We start from the raw sequence: 18,352 nt of genomic DNA on the forward strand, positions 1-18,352 counted from the left end.
CTCCATGAACGAGTGGCTCATCGCCCTGCTGGCGGCGCTCATCGGCGCCGGCGCCGCGCTCGGCGGCAGCGTCATAGCGGCGCGCTCCACCCGGGAGGCCGGGGAACGCCAGGCGGCGGCCGCCCTGGAGGCGCTGCGGCTGAGCACCGCCGAGCAGCGGGCGGCGCGCGTCCACGACCAGCGGCGGCAGGCGTACGTACGGTTCCTCGAAGCGGTGGGCGCCGTCGCCGAGACCCGGCGGACCGGCGAGGGGCGGCCCGGGGACCGTACGGACCTCCAGCGGGCCCATGACCTGGTGGTCCTGGAAGGGCCCGGCGAGGTGGCGGCCGCGGCCACGGCGCTCCTGGAGCAGGTACGGCGGGACGCCCGCCCGGACGCGCTGGACCGGGCCCGCGAGGCGTTCCTGCACCGGGCGCGCACCGCCCTGCACTGACCGGGAGGCCCTTCGGCGGATCATCCGAAGGCGGGCCGGTCACCCTGGAGGTTCCGCCCGGGGACGCGCGGGCCCGGGTCGTGGGAGAATGAAGTACGTGCTCTTTTCCCCCTGGCGCACCCGTCGGGGGGTCACCTCTGAACGACTGGGATGTGCAGCACGTGCGTTTCCTCAACGACATCCGGCCCACGTACGACCTGACGTACGACGACGTGTTCATGGTGCCGAGCCGCTCCGCCGTGGGCTCCCGGCAGGGCGTGGACCTCAGTTCGCCGGACGGCACGGGAACGACCATCCCGCTCGTCGTCGCCAACATGACCGCCATCGCCGGCCGCCGCATGGCCGAGACCGTGGCCCGCCGCGGCGGCCTCGTGGTCATCCCGCAGGACATCCCGAACGATGTGATCATCGACGTGGTCTCCTGGGTGAAGAGCCGCCACCTGGTGCTGGACACCCCCATCGTGCTGGCCGCGCACCAGACCGTCGCCGACGCCCTCGCGCTGCTGCCCAAGCGGGCGCACAACGCGGGCGTGGTCGTGGACGGCGAGCGGCGGCCCATCGGCGTCGTCACCGACGCGGACCTCTCCGGCGTCGACCGCTTCACCCAGCTCGAAGTGGTCATGTCCAAGGACCTGCTGCTGCTGGACGCGGACATCGACCCGCGCGAGGCCTTCAACACCCTCGACGCGCACAACCGGCGCTACGCCCCGGCCGTCGACAAGGACGGCCGGCTGGCCGGCATCCTCACCCGCAAGGGCGCCCTGCGCGCCACCCTGTACACCCCGGCCGTGGACGCGCACGGCAGGCTGCGCATCGCCGCCGCCGTCGGCATCAACGGCGATGTGGCGGGCAAGGCCAAGGAACTGCTCGACGCGGGCGTGGACACGCTCGTCATCGACACCGCGCACGGCCACCAGGAGTCGATGATCAACGCGATCAAGGTGGTGCGGGCCCTCGACCCGCAGGTGCCGATCGTCGCGGGCAACATCGTCTCCGCCGAGGGCGTCAAGGACCTGATCGACGCGGGCGCGGACATCATCAAGGTCGGTGTCGGCCCCGGCGCCATGTGCACCACCCGGATGATGACCGGCGTGGGCCGCCCGCAGTTCTCCGCGGTCCTGGAGTGCGCCGCCGAGGCGAAGAAGTACGGCAAGCACGTGTGGGCCGACGGCGGTGTCCGCCACCCGCGCGACGTGGCCATGGCGCTCGCCGCCGGTGCCTCGAACGTGATGGTGGGCTCCTGGTTCGCCGGTACGTACGAGTCCCCTGGCGACCTCCAGCACGACGCGAATGGCCGCCCGTACAAGGAGTCGTTCGGCATGGCGTCCGCGCGCGCGGTGCGCAACCGCACCTCGGAGGAGTCGTCGTACGACCGCGCCCGCAAGGCGCTGTTCGAGGAGGGCATCTCCACCTCGCGGATGTTCCTCGACACGGCCCGCCCGGGCGTCGAGGACCTGATCGACTCGATCATCGCGGGCGTCCGTTCCTCCTGCACCTACGCCGGCGCCGACTCGCTGGAGGAGTTCGCCGAGCGCGCCATCGTCGGTGTCCAGAGCGCGGCCGGATACGCCGAGGGCAAGCCGCTGCACGCCAGCTGGAGCTGATCCCGCGCCCTTCGGCCCCCGCCGCGACCGGCGGGGGCCGAAGGCGTCCAGCGACCGGAGCGCGACGTTCCGGTACGTGACGTACCGTGGATGCGATGATCACGCGTCAGCAGCCGTCCGCGGGCCTCGGTGCGCGCCTGATGCGCCGCAAGCCCGTGGAACTCCTGGTCGCCGAGGGCGGCCACGGCGAGGGCGGAACGCTGCGGCGCTCCCTCGGGCTGTGGCAGCTGACCATGATCAGCATCGGGGCCACCCTCGGCACCGGCATCTTCGTGGTCCTCGGCGAGGCCGTCCCCAAGGCGGGCCCCGCCGTCATCCTGTCCTTCGTGCTCGCCGGTTTCACCGCGCTGTTCTCGGCCCTGTCCTACGCCGAACTCGCGGGCACCATCCCGGTCGCCGGCTCCTCCTACTCGTACGCCTACGCCACGATGGGCGAGCTGATCGCCTGGGTCTGCGGCTGGTGCCTGCTCCTGGAGTACGGCGTCTCGGTCGCCGCCGTCGCGGTCGGCTGGGGCCAGTATCTGAACGAGCTGCTGGACGGCACCGTCGGCTTCGCCTTCCCGGCCGCCCTGTCCGCCCCGCCGGGCCACGGCGGCGTCTTCAACCTGCCCGCCCTGATCGTCGTCCTGCTCGCCATGGTGTTCCTGCTCGGCGGCGCCAAGGAGTCCGCACGGGTCAACACCGTGATGGTGTGCGTGAAGATCGCCGCGCTGATCCTGTTCTGCGCCGTCGGCCTCATGGGCGTCCGGGCCGGGAACTACGTGCCCTTCATGCCGCTCGGCATGGCCGGAGTCAGCGCGGCCGGCGGCACGCTGTTCTTCTCCTACATCGGCTTCGACGCGGCCTCCACCGCGGGCGAGGAGGCGAAGGACGCGCCGCGTGACCTGCCCCGCGCGATCATGCTGTCGCTGGTCATCGTGACGGCCCTGTACGTGCTGGTCGCGGCCGTCGCGGTCGGCGCCAGGCCGTGGCGCTCCTTCAGCGGCTCCGAGGCGGCGCTGGCCCAGATCATGCGGGACGTCACCGGACAGCGCTTCTGGGCGACCCTGCTGGCCTTCTGCGCGGTCATCGCCATCGCCAGCGTGGTGCTGACCGTGCTCTACGGCCAGACGCGCATCCTGTTCGCCATGTCCCGCGACGGCCTCATGCCGAGGATCTTCGAGCGGGTGCACCCGAGGAGCGGCACCCCGCGGGCCAACACCGTGATCGTGTCCCTGTTCTGCGGCATCCTCGCGGCGGCGGTCCCGCTCGGGCAGCTGGCCGACGCCACCAGCATCGGCACGCTGTTCGCCTTCGCGCTCGTCAATGTGGCGGTCGTGGTGCTGCGGCGGACGCGGCCGGGGATGCGGCGCACCTTCCGGGTGCCGCTGTCGCCGCTGCTGCCCGCGCTGGGCTTCTTCTTCTGCGTCTGGCTCATGGGGAGCCTGTCCACGGTGACCTGGACGGTGTTCGGTGTCTGGCTGGCGGTCGGGATCGTGTTCTACTTCGTATACGGCTTTCGCCGGTCCCGTCTCGCTGAAGAAGTACTCGCAAAGAAGTAAGTGAACCACCTGCTGTGCTGAACGATCTCGACGAACGCATCGTGCACGCCCTCGCCGAGGACGCCCGCCGCTCCTACGCGGACATCGGGCAACTGGTCGGACTGTCCGCGCCCGCGGTGAAACGGCGGGTGGACCGCTTGCGGGCCACCGGAGCGATCACCGGATTCACCGTGCGGGTGGATCCCGCGGCGCTCGGCTGGGAGACCGAGGGGTACATCGAGATCTACTGCCGCCGCAACACCTCGCCGGAGACGATCCTGCGGGGCCTTGAGCGGTACCAGGAGGTCGTGGCGGCGTCGACGGTCACCGGGGAGGCGGACGCGATCGCGCAGGTCTTCGCCTCCGACATGCGGCACTTCGAACGGGTCCTGGAACGGATCGCGGGCGAGCCGTTCGTGGAACGGACGAAGTCCGTACTGGTGCTGTCACCCCTGCTGCGGAGGTTCTCCTCGGGCGCGCCGGGGTGAGCGGCGTGGGCGGAATCCAGCCCCCGAGACCTACTCCGCCGTCTTCCGCGACAGCGCGTTGTTGCCGATCGAGTTGTGCACGCTGAACGTCACCGCGTCCGGCCGGTAGCGGTCGTCCGACCACTCCACCGGGCGGCCCTCCCGCGTCGTCGTCACGCGGCGCACCCGCAACAGCGGGCTGGTGCGGCGGACATGGAGCAGTTCGGCGTCGCGCGCTCCGCAGGCGACCGCGTCGATGATGTGCTCGCCGTAGGCGAAGACCAGCCCGGTGTCGTCGTACAGGCGCTGGGTGACGGAGGGGCAGTCGGGCTCGATGGACTCGACGGCGGGGGAGATCCAGTCGGCGTAGACCGTGCGTTCGAGCAGGACCGGGTCGCCGTCCAGGCCGCGCAGCCGAAGGACGTGCAACACGGGTGTGCGCAGCGGGAGCTGGAGGCGGACGGCGTCCTCGTGGGTGGCCGGGCGGTAGGTCTGCTCGACCACCCGGCCGGTCGCCTCGCGGCCCATCGCGCGGGCCCACTGGGCGAAGCTGCGCAACTCCTCGAAGCTCTGGCTGCGGCGGCTCGCGAGGACCACGCGGCGGGCACCCTGACGGGAGCCGATCAGCCCCTCCGCGGTGAGCGCGGCGACGGCCTGGCGGACCGTGCCGCGCGAGACGCCGTAGTGGGCGGCCAGCTCCGACTCCGAGGGCAGCCGGCTGCCGACCGTGTACTGCTCGCGGTCGATCGCGCGGCGCAGCTCGTCGGCGATCTCCTCGTGTCGCGCCGTCATGCTTCCCCTCTGCGTAGGCGGCTGTGCACAGCGTGACCAGCCTAATCGACGTTTCACGGGGTGCTGGGCGAGCCGTAACTGTGCAGGGAAACAGCGGCTGATGTTCCCTCCGTGTTTACGAACAGGACACCGAAGCCGGGCGTACTGAGGCCGACTTGTTCAGACAAGTTTGTCGAGCGGGTCTACAAACCCTCGTAGCACCTCACCCCCGTGCTTCCCCTGGAGAGACCGTGAAGTTGTCCCTGCCGAGAAACGCCGTGCTCGGCGGCTCCCTCGCCGTCGTCGCCGCGCTCGCGCTGAGCGCCTGCGGCGCCGCCCCCGACAACGCGTCGACCACCACCAAGGACGGCAAGAGCGCCGCCACCGCCGCCTCCGCGGCCGACTTCGGCGGCATGGACGCCCTCGTCAAGGCGGCCAAGAAGGAGGGCTCGCTGCACATCATCGCGGTGCCCCGCGACTGGGCGAACTACGGCGCGATCATCGACGCCTTCCAGAAGAAGTACGGCATCAAGATCCAGGACGAGAGCCCCGACGGCTCCAGCCAGGACGAGATCAACGCCGTCACCTCCCGCAAGGGCCAGGACCGCGCCCCCGACGTCCTCGACCTCGGCAGCTCCTTCGCCCTCAGCGCCGCCCAGCAGGGTCTGCTCGCCCCGTACAAGGTGGCCTCCTTCGGCGACATCCCGGCCGGCCAGAAGGACCCGCAGGCGCGCTGGTACAACGACTACGGCGGCTACATCTCCATCGGCTGCGACGCCAAGCGCGTCAAGGAGTGCCCGACCACCTTCAAGGACCTGCTCAAGCCCCAGTACAAGGGCCAGGTCGCGCTCAACGGCAACCCCACCAAGTCCGGCTCGGCCTTCGGCGGCGTCTACGCGGCGGCGCTCGCGAACGGCGGCTCCTTCGGCGACATCCAGCCCGGCCTGGACTTCTTCGCCAAGCTGAAGAAGAGCGGCAACTACACGCCGGTCGAGTCCACCCCGGCCACCGTGGAGAAGGGCGAGACCCCGATCTCCATCGACTGGGACTACCTGAACGCCGGTTACGCCGACGAGTTCAAGTCCAAGGGCCTCGACTGGAAGGTCGTCGTGCCGAGCGACGGCCAGTACGCCCAGTACTACTCCCAGGCCATCACCAAGGACGCCCCGCACCCCGCGGCCGCCCGCCTGTGGCAGGAGTTCCTGTACAGCACCGAGGGCCAGAACCTGTGGCTCAAGGGCTACGCCCGCCCGGCCCTGATGACCTCCATGGAGTCGGCCGGCACCCTCGACAAGACGGCCGCCGCCAAGCTGCCCAAGGTCACCGGCTCGGCGTCCTTCCCGACCGAGGCCGAGCAGAGCAAGGCCAAGACGGTCATCGCGCAGGGCTGGGGTAAGGCCGTCTCCGGATGACCACCGCTCTGACGCGCTCGGACGTGGCGCCCGTCGCTTCGGCGAAGCGGCGGCGCCGCGCCCCGGGCTGGCTGGCCGTGCTGCCGCTGCTGGTCTTCACCGCCGTGGCCTTCGGCCTGCCCGCCCTCGCGATCCTCGACGGCGCCTTCACCGCGAAGGACGCCACCACCGGCGCCACCTCCTACACCGGCGCCAACATGACGGCCTCGCTGCACGGGGCGTACCTCACCGCCCTGCTCGGCAGCGTCAAGCTGTCCGCGGTCTCCGCGGTGCTCGGCGCCCTGTTCGGACTGCCGCTCGCCCAGGCCGTCGCCAGTTCCCGCTCCCGCGCGCTGCGCGAGGCCGTGCTGACCGCCTCCGGTGTGCTCGCCAACTTCGGCGGCGTCCCGCTGGCCTTCGCCTTCGTGGCCACCCTCGGCAACGCGGGCGTGCTCACCCTGCACCTCGGCCTGAAGGACAGCGGCTGGGACCTGTACAGCTTCTGGGGCCTGGTCCTCGTCTACCTGTACTTCCTCATCCCGCTGATGGTCCTCACCATCACCCCCGCCCTCGACGGCCTGCGCGCCCAGTGGCGGGAGGCCGCGCTGAACAACGGCGCCACCGGCGTGCAGTACTGGCGGCACGTGGCCCTGCCCGTGCTCGCGCCCTCCCTGCTCGGCGGGTTCGTGCTGCTGTTCGGCAGCGCCTTCGCCGCCTACGCCACCGCCGCCGCGATGGTCGGCAGCGCGGTCCCGCTGGTCACCCTCCAGATCGCCGACGCCCTGTCCGGCAACGTCCTGGTCGGGCAGGAGAACGTCGCCCTCGCCCTCAGCCTCGACATGGTCCTGGTGGCCGGCCTGGTGATGGCCGTGTACCTGCCCCTGCAACGCCGGAGCGCCCGATGGCTCGACGCCTGACCCCCTGGCGGTGGGCCGTCCTCGGCCTCGCCGCCCTGTACTTCCTGGTCCCGCTCGCCGCCTCCGTGGTCTTCACGGTGGACGACCCCGACGGCATCAGCTTCGACGCCTACACCAAGATCCTCTCCACCGGCGGCTTCGTCTCCAGCCTGCTGCTGTCGCTGGAACTGGCCGTGGCCACCATCGTGGTCGTGCTGCTGCTGATGGTGCCCGCCGTGGTCGCCCTGCGGCTCGGCGCGCCCCGGCTGCGCCCGGTGGTCGAGGTGGTCTGCTCGCTGCCGCTCGTGGTGCCGCCGATCGCGTTCGTCGCGGGCATCGTCAGCGTCCTCAAGTGGGGCCCGGACCACCTGTCCAAAACCCCGCTGTTCCAGACCTTCGTGGCGATCCAGAACCCCAGCTTCCCGGTCGTCCTGGTCCTCGCCTACGTCGTGATGGCGCTGCCCTTCGTGTACCGGGCGCTGGACGCGGGCCTGCGCGCCATCGACGTACGCACCCTGGTGGAGGCCGCCCGCAGCTGCGGCGCCTCCTGGCCCAAGGCGCTGGTGCGGGCCGTACTGCCCAATCTGCGCGGGGCGCTGCTGAACGCGTCCTTCCTCACGCTGGCGCTGGTCCTCGGCGAGTTCACCGTCGCCCAGCTGCTCGGCTACCAGCCCTTCGCCGTATGGATCTACAACGTCGGCAGCGACCAGGCCCAGATGTCCGTCGCCGTGTCCGTGCTCAGCCTGCTCGTCACCTGGGCCCTGCTCCTCGCGCTCGCCGGTGTCGGCGGCGGACGCAACCGAACCGCTCCTTCCCGGGGATGACAACACACCATGACCGCCACCACTCTTGAGAAGACCGCCACCGAGCAGGCCGCGACCGTCGAATTCCGGGGTCTGCGCCGCGAGTTCGGTGCCACCGTCGCCCTCGACGGGCTCGACCTCACCGTCCGCCCCGGCGAGTTCCTTGCCCTGCTCGGCCCCTCCGGCTGCGGTAAGACCACCGCCCTGCGCATGCTCGCCGGGTTCGAACACCCCGACGCCGGCGCGGTACTGGTGGACGGCCGGGACATCACCCAGGTGCCGGCCCACCGCCGCGACGCCGGGATGGTCTTCCAGTCGTACAGCCTCTTCCCGCATCTCAGCGCCGTCGACAACGTGGCCTTCGGGCTGCGCATGCGGGGCGTACGCGCGGCCGAACGGCGTTCCAGGGCAGCCGAGTTGCTGGAACTGGTCGGCCTCGGCGACAAGGGGGAGCGGTTCCCGCACCAGCTCTCCGGCGGCCAGCAGCAGCGCATCGCGCTCGCCCGCGCCCTCGCCCTGCGCCCCCGCGTGCTGCTGCTCGACGAGCCGCTGTCCGCGCTGGACGCCAAGGTGCGGCTGAGCCTGCGCGAGGAGATCCGCCGGCTCCAGCAGGAACTCGGCATCACCACCCTGTTCGTCACCCACGACCAGGAGGAGGCCCTCTCGATCGCCGACCGGGTCGCCGTGATGCGCGCCGGACGGCTCGAACAGTGCGCCGAACCCGCCGAGTTGTACGGCCGCCCCGCCACCGCCTTCGTCGCCGAGTTCGTCGGCACCATGAGCCGGATCCCCGGGGAGCTGAAGGACGGCACCGTCGAGGTGCTCGGACAGCGGCTGCCCGCCGACGGCGAGGCGGCGGACGGCACGGTGGACGTCCTGGTACGGCCCGAGAACCTGCGGGTGCGGGCCGACGCGCAGGGCGGCGCCCGGGTCGTCGCCACCGCCTTCCTCGGCGCGGTCGTCCGGCTCACCGTACGGCTCGCCGACGGCACCGAGGCCAAGGCCGACCTGCCCGCGCACGAGGCCGCGGGGCTGGGCGCCGGAGCCGCCGTCACCGCATCGCTGCCGGAGCGCCCCGTGCTCGTGGCCGCCCGCACCGAGAACTAGAGGACAGAAACCCACGTGACCACCCCCCACAACCCCCGACTCCCGCTCCAGGCAGTCCTGTTCGACATGGACGGCACGCTCGTGGACACCGAGCACCTGTGGTGGGAGGCGGTCGAGGCCGTCGCCGGCCGGCCGCTGACCGAGGCCGACCAGCCGGACGTGCTCGGCCGCCCGGTGGAGCACACCGCCCACTGGCTCGCCGACGCCACCGGGCGGCCCGCCCACGACCTCGCCGCCGGACTCCACCGCGAGTTCGCCGACCGGGTCCGCGCCGGGATCGTGCCCCGCCCCGGCGCCCTCGCCCTGCTGGACGCGCTGGCCGCCCGGGGCGTACCGACGGCGCTGGTCACCGCGTCCCCGCGCGCGGTCGCCGACGTCGTCATCGAGGCCCTCGGCGCCCACCGGTTCGCCCTCTCCGTCACGGCCGACGACACCGCCCGCACCAAGCCCGAACCCGAGCCCTACCTCGCCGCCTGCCGCGCCCTCGGCGTCGAGCCGGCGGCCTGCGTGGCCGTCGAGGACACGGTGACCGGGGTGGCCTCCGCCGAGGCCGCCGGATGCGCGGTGCTCGCCGTGCCCTCGCTCGCCCCGATCGGCGCCGCGCCCGGCCGCACCGTCCGTGACAGCCTGGCGGGAGTCACCGTCGAGGAGCTGAGTGCCATGGCCGCGCCCGTACTGACCGTCCTGAGCTGGAACCTCTGGCTCGGCGGCGCGAAGGTCGACGACCACCGGGCCAAGCAGATCAAGGTGATCCTGGACAGCGGCGCCGACGTCGTCGGGCTCCAGGAGACCGCGGGCACCGCCGCCCAGGAGCTGGCCGAGGCCCTCGGCTGGCACCACCACCGGGCCGGTGAGAACCTCGGCGTCATCAGCCGCCACCCGATCACCGCCCGCTTCGGCGACCCGGACGTCGGCTTCTACGGCGCCACCGGCGTCCGCGTCCAGGTCGCCCCCGGCCGCGCGGTCGACGTATGGACCGCGCATCTGCACTACACGCCGTACGGGCCCTACGAGTCCGCCTTCGACGGGCTGGCGGCGGAGGAGCTGATCGCCCACGAGGAGGTCCGGCTCACTCAGATGCGCGAGGCGCTGGAACGGATCGGGAAGGCGTCCGAGGAGGGCGTCCCCGTCGTCCTGACCGGCGACTTCAACTGCCCCTCGCACCTGGACCGGCCCGAGGTGGCCTGGCCCGTGACGAAGGCCGCGGAGGACGCGGGGCTCGCCGACTCCTACCGCGAGGCCCACCCCGACCCCGCCGCGGAACCCGGGCACACCTGGTCGCCGATCCACCCGGTGCACGAGGACGGCAGCGGCCGGGCCGAGCCGCAGGACCGGATCGACTACGTCCTGCACCGGGGCCTGACCGTCCGAGGCGCGCGCACCGTGGTCAGCGGGGACCCCCGCCCCTGGCCGGACGTGGCCGAAAACGAATGGCCCTCCGACCATGCCGCGGTCCTCGCCTCCTTTGCGTTTCCTGTGAGCTGACCTGGGGTTATCGGGGGTCACCGTTGCTATTCGAGGTGACCGTCCCGTAAGTTGTGCGAGCTCTCTACTGACTGGTAATACCGGTAGGTCTTTCATGCGCTGGCCCCTCGGCCGTCCCACCACCGTCCGCACCCGGATCGTGGCGCTCGCGCTCGCACCGGCCGTCGCCCTGATGGCCCTGTGGGGCTTCGCCATGGTGTCCGTCACCGCGGAGCTGCGCGCGCTGATCCGGGTCCAGGGGGTGTACGACGACTTCGGCACCCCCGTGGACACCGCGGTCGGGCAGATCCAGATCGAGCGCCGGATGTCCGCCGCCTATCTGGGCGCGGGCGGCCGGGACGCCGCGGGGGCGGGCCGGCTGCTCGGCCAGCAGCGCCGTACCGACCAGGTGGTCGACGCCATGCGGCAGGCGATCCGCGGCGGCGACCGGAGCCGGCTCACGGCGCGCCAGCGGCAGTCGCTGGACGCGATGCTCACGGCCACCGACCGGCTGGACGGGCTGCGGCAGCGGGTGCTCACCCGGAAGATCAGCTGGGACCAGGCGGTCGAGCAGTACAGCGCGCTGATCGAGCCCACCTTCGATGTGCAGTCCACGCTGACCGCGCTCCAGGCCGGGCAGCTCGCCCGGGAGACCGAGACCGTCTTCGAGCTGGTCCGGGTGCGCGAGTTCGTCTCCCGCGAGGACGCGCTGGTCGCCGGGGCGCGGGCGGCGGACACGGCGCTGACCCCGGGCCAGTACAACGCGCTCACCCAGACCATCGAGGACCGGCGCGTCTTCCAGCAGACCTATGTGCCCGATCTGCCCGCCGATTCCCGGGCGCTGTTCGAGAAGTTCCAGGACGGCGCGCTGTACCGCTCGCTGAACCAGGGCGAGGACGCGCTGCTGCGGGCCGGGGCCGGCGGGGCGTCCCAGGCGGTCGCGGCGGGCAGCTGGCGCTCGACCGTCGACCGGATCGTCAAGCAGTACCGGGATCTGTGCACCGAGGCCGGTGACAACTCGGCCGCGCGCGGACGGGCGTTCGCCTATCAGGAGCTGACCAAGGCCGCGATCGCCGGTGCCGCGGGACTGGTCGTCGCGGGGCTGTCGCTGTGGTTCGCGGTGCGCGGCGCGCGGCGTATCTCGCGTCGCCTGGAGGCGCTGCGGGACGCCGCCGATGTGCTCGCCGGGCGGCAACTCCCCGACGTGATGCGCCGATTGGGCGCCGGTGAGGAGGTGGACGCGGTAGCCGAGGCGCCGCCGCTCGCCGCCGCCGGGGACCGCGACGACGAGATCGGGCAGGTCGGCCGGTCCTTCAACACGGCGCGGCTGGCCGCGGTCGAGGCCGCGGTGAAGCAGGCGACGCTGCGCCGGGGCCTGTTCGCGGTGCTGCTCAACATCGCGCGCCGCAACCAGGCGCTGGTGCACCGGCAGTTGAAGCTGGTGGACACGCTGGAGCGGCGCACCGAGGACCCCGATGTGCTGCGCGAGCTGTTCCGCATCGACCATCTCACCACGCGTATGCGGCGGCACGCGGAGAGCCTGATCATCCTCTCCGGCTCGGCGCCCGGCCGCCGTTGGCGCGGGCCCGTGCCCATCGCGCAGGTCGTCTCCTCGGCGGTCGGCGAGATCGAGGACTACGCGCGGGTGGTGGTGCCGCCGATGCCGGACACCGGGATCGCGGCGGACGCGGTCGCCGACGTCGTCCATCTCTTCGCCGAACTCCTGGAGAACGCCACGGTGTTCTCGCCGCCGCACACCCAGGTGACGCTGCGCACCGGGCGGGTCGGCGGCGGCTTCGTGCTGGAGATCGACGACCGCGGGCTCGGCCTGGACGCCGAGGCCCACGCGCACGCCGAGCGCACCCTCACCGACCCCGACGCCTTCGACCCCACCCGCCACGACCGGCTCGGCCTCTACGTCGTCGGCCGCCTCGCCGCCCGCCACGGCATCGACGTCAGCCTCCGGGACTCCCCGTACGGGGGTACGACCGCGGTGGTCCTCCTCCCGGAATCGATCCTGGCGGAGACCGGTGGGACGGACACCTCGCAGGACATCGAGCCATCGGCCGCGCTGCCGGAGGCACGACCCGAGCACGGGGGAGCGCGTGTGCCGCTGCCGCCCGAGTCACACGCCGGGGTACGACCGCTGCCGTCACGACGCGGGAACGGTCCTGCGAAGTCCGAGACGCGGGGTGCGTCCGGGGTCGGCACCGGGCGGCCGACGCCGTCTGGGCGGACGGGCGCGCGTGAGTCAGGGTCCGGATCGGATACGGCGGGGCCCGAAGCCGTGCCGGCCGGGGGGTCGGGTGCGTCCAGGGCTGGTACCGGGTGGGACGCGGCGCCTTCCCGGTCTGCGCCGGTCGGCACGTCCGGTGTGTCTGAGACCGGTGCCGGGTGGCTGACGCCGTCCGAGCGTTCGGGCGCGCGTGCGTCGGGGGTCGAGTCCGCGTCGGCTGCGGAGTCCGGTGTGTCTGAGACCGGTGCCGGGTGGCTCACGTCGTCCGAGCAGCCGGGTGCGCACGACTCGGGCGTCGCCTGGGACGTGCCCTCCGAGCCCTTGCCGCCGCGGAGGAGGCCGGGTGCGCCCGAGGCCGGGGCCGCGCCGGAGACGCCGTCGTCCGAGGCCGGGGCCGTGTGGCAGGGGGCGCCGGAGCCTTGGCCCGCGAAGGGGTCCGGCGGGCCCGGATCGCCGGTGACGCCGTCGTCCACGCCCGAAACCTCCTGGCGGGCGCCGTCCGACGCCGGAGCCTCCTGGCAGGCGCCGTCGGATGCCGGAGCCTCCTGGCAGCCGTCGTCCCGAGCCGATGCCCCCGCGCAGACGCCGTCGCAGACCGGCCCCTCCTGGCCCGCCAAGCCCGATCCTCTGCCCACGAGGCGTTCCGGCCCGTCCGAGGGCGGCGCTCCCTGGCAGGCGCCACACGCGGGTCAGCCCGTTTCCGGGGCCGGGGCCGCTTTCGGGTCCGGCGACGCGTCGCACTCGCATGCCCAGGCCAACCCCCTGCCCGCGAGGCGTCCCGGCGCCTTCGAGCCCGCCGCCCCCTGGGAGTCCCCGCACGCCCCCCGACCCGGTACCACCGAAGGCGCCCCCGTACCCCCGCCCCTCCCCACCAGACGCTCCGATACCGGCGAGGGCGGCACACCGGCCGGGCTTCCGCGCACCGGCACCTCCGCGAGCACCCCGCCCCCGGCCCTCCCCAGCAGGCGCCCCACCAGGCGCCTCAGCACCCCCGAGCCCGGCACCCCGGAGACCGGCACCCCCGAGCCCGGCACCGCGGACGCGTCCACGGTCGCCCCCGCCCTCCCCACCCGTGTCCGTCAGGCCTCTCTCGCGCAGCAGTTGCGGGATGAGCCGCGGGAGCAGGCGAAGGGTGGGCGGCGGGAGGTCGATGCCGAGGAGATGAGGGCGATCTTCGGGGCGTTCCAGCGCGGGCTCGACCAGGGGCGCAAGGGGATGCCCGCGCGGCCCGGGGCCATCGATGGCGACACCGTGAACATCCACGTCGACGAAGGGACGGACACCGACGATGCACGGTGACGACCAGACCCGCAACCAGCCCGCCGCACCCGCCGGAACACCCGGCACGGACCTCGGCTGGCTGCTGGACGACCTCGTGGCGCGCACCGACCACGTCCGCCAGGCCGTGCTGCTGACCGCCGACGGCCTTGCCCTGAGCAGTTCCGAGGGCATGCCCCAGCAGGACATCGAGCACCTGGCCGCCGTCTGCTCCGGCTTCCACGGCCTCGCCCGTTCCGCCGGGGAGCGGTTCGCCGCCGGAGGAGTGCGCCAGACCATGGTGATGCTGGACGAGGCCTACCTGTTCATCACCCCGGCAGGGCACGGCAGCCGACTCGCCGTGCTCAGCGAGGCCAACACCGACGTCGGTCAACTCGCCCACGAGATGGCCCTGTTGGTCCGCCGTCTCGGCAGCCATCTGGACGCGGCAGCCCGTGCCACCCCATGATCCCGCCGTGAGCGACGAGCACTGGTACGAGGACGAGACCGGGTCGATGGTGCGGCCCTACACCGTGACCCGGGGCCGTACCCGGCCCTCTGACCGGCATGCCATCGATCTGATGTCCCGGGTCACCGCCCTGGAGACGGCCGACGCCGCCCAGGCCGGTGTCGACCACGCGAGCGCCGCCCTGCTGGAACTGGTACGGCGCGGCCCGCGCCCCGTCGCCGAACTGGCCGCCGACGCCGACCTCCCCCTGACCGTGGTGCGGGTGCTGCTCGGCGACCTGGCCGAGGCCGGCCTCGTCCGCATCGCCGCGCCCCGCCGCGACCCCGCGGGCGGCCCCACCGCCGACCCCGGGCTGCTGCGGGAGATCGTCGACCGGCTGCGCGAAATCTAGTGTTTGTAACAGCCATGTAGGGGACCGGTGTTGACCGGAACCCCTGATCCACCCCGGTTGTCTCAGGGAACAGCACGTCAGCCGTACCTCTTAAGGGGAATCATGCGCGTCCAGAAGATCTCGCTGCTCGCCGTCGCCGTCGCCGCGGGCCTGTCGCTCACCGCCTGCGGGAGCAGCGACAACAACTCCGGCGGCGGCGACTCCTCCGCGCCGAGCAGCGCCGCCTCGGACACCTCGGGCACCCAGGGCTCCGGCAGCTCCAGCGGCTCGACGGGCGCCACCGGTTCCACGGGCTCCACGGGATCCGGCGCCACCGGCTCCACCGGCCAGAACGGCGGCCAGTCGAGCGGCACCAACGGCGCCACCGGCTCCGGCCGCGCCTCCGGCGCCGGCTGCACCACCGCCCACCTCTCCTTCAGCACCTCCGGCGGCATGGGCGAGGGCGAGCTGATCGTCAACATGAAGAACACCGGCTCGGCCAACTGCACCCTGCACGGCTTCCCGGGCGTCGACCTGAAGAGCAAGGACGGCACGGTCAGCGCCTCCCGCAGCAAGCTCGCCGCCCCCACCGTCACCCTCCAGCCGGGCGCCGAGACCCGCTTCACCCTGCACTACCCGCCGAACAACTCCGGCGGCTCCGGCGAGACCTTCACCCAGCTCGTCGTCACCCCGCCGAACGAGACCCACTCCACGACCCTGAACGCCGGCATCAACGTCCCCGTCACCGACGGCAGCGGCCCCGGCATCACCGTCGACCCGGTCGGCACCGGTAAGTAACGCGGGCTCCGAAGCGCACGGGGGCGCCCGCACAGCGCCCCCAGGCGGCTCCCGGGCGCGGGCGCGCAACGAATCGCCGCCCCGCCCCCCTCGTACGCAACGAACCGCGCACCGGCGCGCAACGGCTGCTCCTTGTCCGGCCGAGCGCGCCGACCGTACCGTCTATCTGACCCTGAACCCCCTCCGTGACCGGTGAGGTAGACGCATGCGCACCGCCCTGCTCCAGAGCTCCGGCCACCCCGGCTCCGTCGCCGAGAACCTCCGGGTGCTGGACGAGGCCGCGGGCCGGGCCGCCGCCGCGGGCGCCGCGCTGCTGACCGCGCCCGAGATGTTCCTCACCGGCTACGCGATCGGCGACGAGATCGGCCGCCTCGCCGAGCCCGCCGACGGCGCCTCGGCCACCGCCGTTGCCGCGATCGCCGTCCGGCACGGCCTCGCCCTCGCCTACGGCTACCCCGAGCGCGACGGCGACACCGTCTACAACTCCGCCCAGCTGATCTCCGCCGACGGCACCCGGCTCGCGAACTACCGCAAGACCCACCTCTTCGGCTGCTTCGAGCGCGACCACTTCACCCCGGGCGACCACCAGGTCGTACAGGCCGAACTGAACGGCCTCACCGTCGGCCTGCTGATCTGCTACGACGTCGAGTTCCCGGAGAACGTCCGGGCCCACGCCCTCGCCGGCACCGACCTGCTGCTGGTCCCGACCGCGCAGATGCACCCGTACCAGTTCGTCGCCGAGTCGATGATCCCGGTGCGCGCCTTCGAGAACCAGATGTACGTCGCGTACGTCAACCGGGTCGGCCAGGAAGGGGAGTTCGAGTTCGTCGGCCTCTCCGTGCTCGCCGGACCCGACGGCGTCCCGCGGACCCGCGCGGGCCGCGCCGAGCAGCTGGTGTTCGCCGACGCCGACCCGGCCTTCCTAACCGCCTCCCGCGCGGCCAACCCCTACCTGAAGGACCGTCGTCCGGGCCTGTACGGCTCCCTGAGCTGACCCGCGCCCCCTCGACCCGCCCTTCACCTCTCTCAGTTCTTTCGCGCAAGGAGTCCGTACCCCATGACGTCCACGGTGCCCAACGCCGTCGAGCACACCGACGGGCAGCAGCCGCCGATCACCATGTTCGGCCCGGACTTCCCCTACGCCTACGACGACTACCTCGCCCACCCGGCGGGCATCGGCCAGATCCCGGCGACCGAGCACGGCACCGAGGTCGCCGTCATCGGCGGCGGTCTGTCCGGTGTCATCGCCGCCTACGAGCTGATGAAGATGGGCCTCAAGCCCGTCGTCTACGAGGCCGACCAGCTCGGCGGCCGGCTGCGCACCGTCGGCTTCGAGGGCTGCGACGAGGAGCTGAACTGCGAGCTGGGCGCGATGCGCTTCCCGCCCTCCTCCACCGCCCTCCAGCACTACATCGACCTGGTCGGCCTCACCACCCGGCCCTTCCCCAACCCGCTGGCCGAGGCGACCCCGTCGACCGTCGTGGACCTCAAGGGCGAGTCGCACTACGCCGTCACCGTCGACGACCTGCCCCAGGTGTACCGGGACGTCGCCGAGGCCTGGAACAAGTGCCTCGAAGAGGGCGCCGACTTCTGCGACATGAACCGCGCGATGCGCGAGCGGGACGTGCCGCGCATCCGCGAGATCTGGGCGAAGCTGGTCGAGAAGCTCGACAACCAGACCTTCTACGGCTTCCTGTGCGACTCCGAGGCCTTCAAGTCCTTCCGGCACCGCGAGATCTTCGGCCAGGTCGGCTTCGGCACCGGCGGCTGGGACACCGACTTCCCCAACTCCATCCTGGAGATCCTGCGCGTCGTCTACACCGAGGCCGACGACCACCACCGCGGCATCGTCGGCGGCTCCCAGCAGCTGCCGTTGCGCCTGTGGGAGCGCGAGCCGGCGAAGATCGTCCACTGGCCGTACGGCACCTCGCTCGCCTCCCTGCACCCGAGCGGCGAGCCCCGCCCGGCCGTGACCCGGCTGCACCGCACCGCGGGCAACCAGATCACCGTGACGGACGCGAACGGCGACATCCGTACGTACAAGGCGGCGATCTTCACCGCCCAGTCCTGGATGCTGCTGTCCAAGATCGCCTGCGACGACTCGCTGTTCCCGATCGACCACTGGACGGCGATCGAGCGCACCCACTACATGGAGTCCAGCAAGCTCTTCGTGCCGGTCGACCGGCCGTTCTGGCTTGACAAGGACGAGGTCACCGGCCGGGACGTCATGTCGATGACCCTCACCGACCGTATGACGCGCGGTACCTACCTCCTGGACGACGGTCCGGACAAGCCGGCCGTGATCTGCCTGTCGTACACCTGGTGCGACGACAGCCTGAAGTGGCTGCCGCTGTCCGCGAACGAGCGGATGGAGGTCATGCTGAAGTCGCTCGGCGAGATCTACCCGAAGGTCGACATCAGGAAGCACATCATCGGCAACCCGGTGACCGTCTCCTGGGAGAACGAGCCCTACTTCATGGGCGCGTTCAAGGCCAATCTGCCCGGCCACTACCGCTACCAGCGGCGCCTGTTCACGCACTTCATGCAGGACCGGCTGCCCGCCGACAAGCGGGGCATCTTCCTCGCCGGCGACGACATCTCCTGGACGGCCGGCTGGGCCGAGGGCGCCGTCCAGACCGCGCTGAACGCGGTCTGGGGCGTCATGCACCACTTCGGTGGTGAGACCGACGCGACCAACCCCGGTCCGGGCGACGTCTACGACGAGATCGCGCCCGTGGAGCTGCCGGAGGACTGACCGGGCGGCGC

16 protein-coding genes are annotated in these 18,352 nt (G+C 72.3%); 15 read left to right on the top strand and 1 reads right to left on the bottom strand.

Annotation, left to right across the window (positions count from 1 at the left end):
- The first annotated feature begins 4 nt into the window (after positions 1-4).
- From AB0N90_RS23240 to AB0N90_RS23255, 4 genes are all read left to right on the top strand, one after another.
- Complete coding sequence (locus AB0N90_RS23240) at positions 5-433, top strand: hypothetical protein (protein ID WP_365199442.1); 429 nt, start codon at positions 5-7, stop codon at positions 431-433.
- 161 nt (positions 434-594) lie between these two features.
- Entirely contained in the window at positions 595-2,037 is a 1,443-nt protein-coding gene (locus AB0N90_RS23245; protein ID WP_361682453.1) for a GuaB1 family IMP dehydrogenase-related protein, read from the top strand.
- Positions 2,038-2,132: 95 nt separating this feature from the next.
- Positions 2,133-3,578 carry an amino acid permease gene (locus AB0N90_RS23250; RefSeq protein WP_365199445.1) on the top strand — a complete coding sequence of 482 codons (1,446 nt, stop codon included), beginning with the start codon at positions 2,133-2,135 and terminating at the stop codon, positions 3,576-3,578.
- A 14-nt stretch (positions 3,579-3,592) separates the two neighbouring features.
- Positions 3,593-4,045, top strand: coding sequence for an Lrp/AsnC family transcriptional regulator (locus AB0N90_RS23255; RefSeq protein WP_037650980.1), 453 nt, complete (start codon positions 3,593-3,595; stop codon positions 4,043-4,045).
- Between the two features lie 30 nt (positions 4,046-4,075).
- Here the strand turns inward: AB0N90_RS23255 and AB0N90_RS23260 are convergent, their stop codons facing one another.
- Positions 4,076-4,816: a GntR family transcriptional regulator gene (locus AB0N90_RS23260; RefSeq protein WP_085562572.1), complete on the bottom strand. Its 741-nt coding sequence runs from the start codon at positions 4,814-4,816 to the stop codon at positions 4,076-4,078.
- A gap of 230 nt (positions 4,817-5,046) precedes the next feature.
- Between AB0N90_RS23260 and AB0N90_RS23265 the strand changes: the two genes are divergently transcribed.
- From AB0N90_RS23265 to AB0N90_RS23315, 11 genes are all read left to right on the top strand, one after another.
- Positions 5,047-6,207: an extracellular solute-binding protein gene (locus AB0N90_RS23265; RefSeq protein ID WP_365199448.1), complete on the top strand. Its 1,161-nt coding sequence runs from the start codon at positions 5,047-5,049 to the stop codon at positions 6,205-6,207.
- On the top strand, positions 6,204-7,103 hold the full coding sequence (locus tag AB0N90_RS23270) for an ABC transporter permease subunit (RefSeq protein WP_365199450.1): 900 nt from the start codon (positions 6,204-6,206) through the stop codon (positions 7,101-7,103). Before AB0N90_RS23265 ends, AB0N90_RS23270 begins: the two co-directional genes overlap by 4 nt.
- On the top strand, positions 7,088-7,906 hold the full coding sequence (locus AB0N90_RS23275) for an ABC transporter permease subunit (protein ID WP_365199452.1): 819 nt from the start codon (positions 7,088-7,090) through the stop codon (positions 7,904-7,906). The genes AB0N90_RS23270 and AB0N90_RS23275 overlap by 16 nt, the downstream gene beginning before the upstream one ends.
- A 9-nt stretch (positions 7,907-7,915) precedes the next feature.
- Positions 7,916-8,992, top strand: a complete 1,077-nt coding sequence (locus AB0N90_RS23280; RefSeq protein WP_365199455.1) for an ABC transporter ATP-binding protein — start codon at positions 7,916-7,918, stop codon at positions 8,990-8,992.
- Positions 8,993-9,007: 15 nt separating this feature from the next.
- Complete coding sequence (locus AB0N90_RS23285; RefSeq protein ID WP_365199458.1) at positions 9,008-10,477, top strand: HAD-IA family hydrolase; 1,470 nt, start codon at positions 9,008-9,010, stop codon at positions 10,475-10,477.
- A 94-nt stretch (positions 10,478-10,571) separates the two neighbouring features.
- Complete coding sequence (locus AB0N90_RS23290; protein ID WP_365199460.1) at positions 10,572-13,991, top strand: nitrate- and nitrite sensing domain-containing protein; 3,420 nt, start codon at positions 10,572-10,574, stop codon at positions 13,989-13,991.
- Positions 13,981-14,418 carry a roadblock/LC7 domain-containing protein gene (locus AB0N90_RS23295; RefSeq protein ID WP_361682381.1) on the top strand — a complete coding sequence of 146 codons (438 nt, stop codon included), beginning with the start codon at positions 13,981-13,983 and terminating at the stop codon, positions 14,416-14,418. The genes AB0N90_RS23290 and AB0N90_RS23295 overlap by 11 nt, the downstream gene beginning before the upstream one ends.
- 7 nt (positions 14,419-14,425) lie before the next feature.
- Complete coding sequence (locus tag AB0N90_RS23300) at positions 14,426-14,809, top strand: DUF742 domain-containing protein (protein ID WP_365199463.1); 384 nt, start codon at positions 14,426-14,428, stop codon at positions 14,807-14,809.
- Positions 14,810-14,911: 102 nt separating this feature from the next.
- Positions 14,912-15,586 (top strand): DUF4232 domain-containing protein, encoded by a 675-nt coding sequence (locus tag AB0N90_RS23305; protein WP_365199465.1) that lies wholly within the window; start codon positions 14,912-14,914, stop codon positions 15,584-15,586.
- Positions 15,587-15,791: 205 nt separating this feature from the next.
- Positions 15,792-16,580: a carbon-nitrogen hydrolase family protein gene (locus tag AB0N90_RS23310; RefSeq protein WP_365199467.1), complete on the top strand. Its 789-nt coding sequence runs from the start codon at positions 15,792-15,794 to the stop codon at positions 16,578-16,580.
- Between the two features lie 63 nt (positions 16,581-16,643).
- Positions 16,644-18,341 (top strand): FAD-dependent oxidoreductase, encoded by a 1,698-nt coding sequence (locus tag AB0N90_RS23315; RefSeq protein ID WP_365199468.1) that lies wholly within the window; start codon positions 16,644-16,646, stop codon positions 18,339-18,341.
- Positions 18,342-18,352: the final 11 nt, after the last annotated feature.

The sequence above is a fragment of the Streptomyces sp. NPDC093018 genome, assembly GCF_040684035.1.
In the GTDB taxonomy this organism is placed as follows: domain Bacteria; phylum Actinomycetota; class Actinomycetes; order Streptomycetales; family Streptomycetaceae; genus Streptomyces; species Streptomyces murinus.

Bases quoted from the DNA above. Each gene is read 5' to 3' on its own strand.
- AB0N90_RS23240 (WP_365199442.1), top strand. From the start codon at position 5: ATGAACGAGTGGCTCATCGCCCTGCTGGCGGCGCTCATCGGCGCCGGC.
- AB0N90_RS23250 (WP_365199445.1), top strand. From the start codon at position 2,133: ATGATCACGCGTCAGCAGCCGTCCGCGGGCCTCGGTGCGCGCCTGATG.
- AB0N90_RS23260 (WP_085562572.1), bottom strand. From the start codon at position 4,816: ATGACGGCGCGACACGAGGAGATCGCCGACGAGCTGCGCCGCGCGATC.
- AB0N90_RS23270 (WP_365199450.1), top strand. From the start codon at position 6,204: ATGACCACCGCTCTGACGCGCTCGGACGTGGCGCCCGTCGCTTCGGCG.
- AB0N90_RS23275 (WP_365199452.1), top strand. From the start codon at position 7,088: ATGGCTCGACGCCTGACCCCCTGGCGGTGGGCCGTCCTCGGCCTCGCC.
- AB0N90_RS23280 (WP_365199455.1), top strand. From the start codon at position 7,916: ATGACCGCCACCACTCTTGAGAAGACCGCCACCGAGCAGGCCGCGACC.
- AB0N90_RS23290 (WP_365199460.1), top strand. From the start codon at position 10,572: ATGCGCTGGCCCCTCGGCCGTCCCACCACCGTCCGCACCCGGATCGTG.
- AB0N90_RS23295 (WP_361682381.1), top strand. From the start codon at position 13,981: ATGCACGGTGACGACCAGACCCGCAACCAGCCCGCCGCACCCGCCGGA.
- AB0N90_RS23305 (WP_365199465.1), top strand. From the start codon at position 14,912: ATGCGCGTCCAGAAGATCTCGCTGCTCGCCGTCGCCGTCGCCGCGGGC.
- AB0N90_RS23310 (WP_365199467.1), top strand. From the start codon at position 15,792: ATGCGCACCGCCCTGCTCCAGAGCTCCGGCCACCCCGGCTCCGTCGCC.
- AB0N90_RS23315 (WP_365199468.1), top strand. From the start codon at position 16,644: ATGACGTCCACGGTGCCCAACGCCGTCGAGCACACCGACGGGCAGCAG.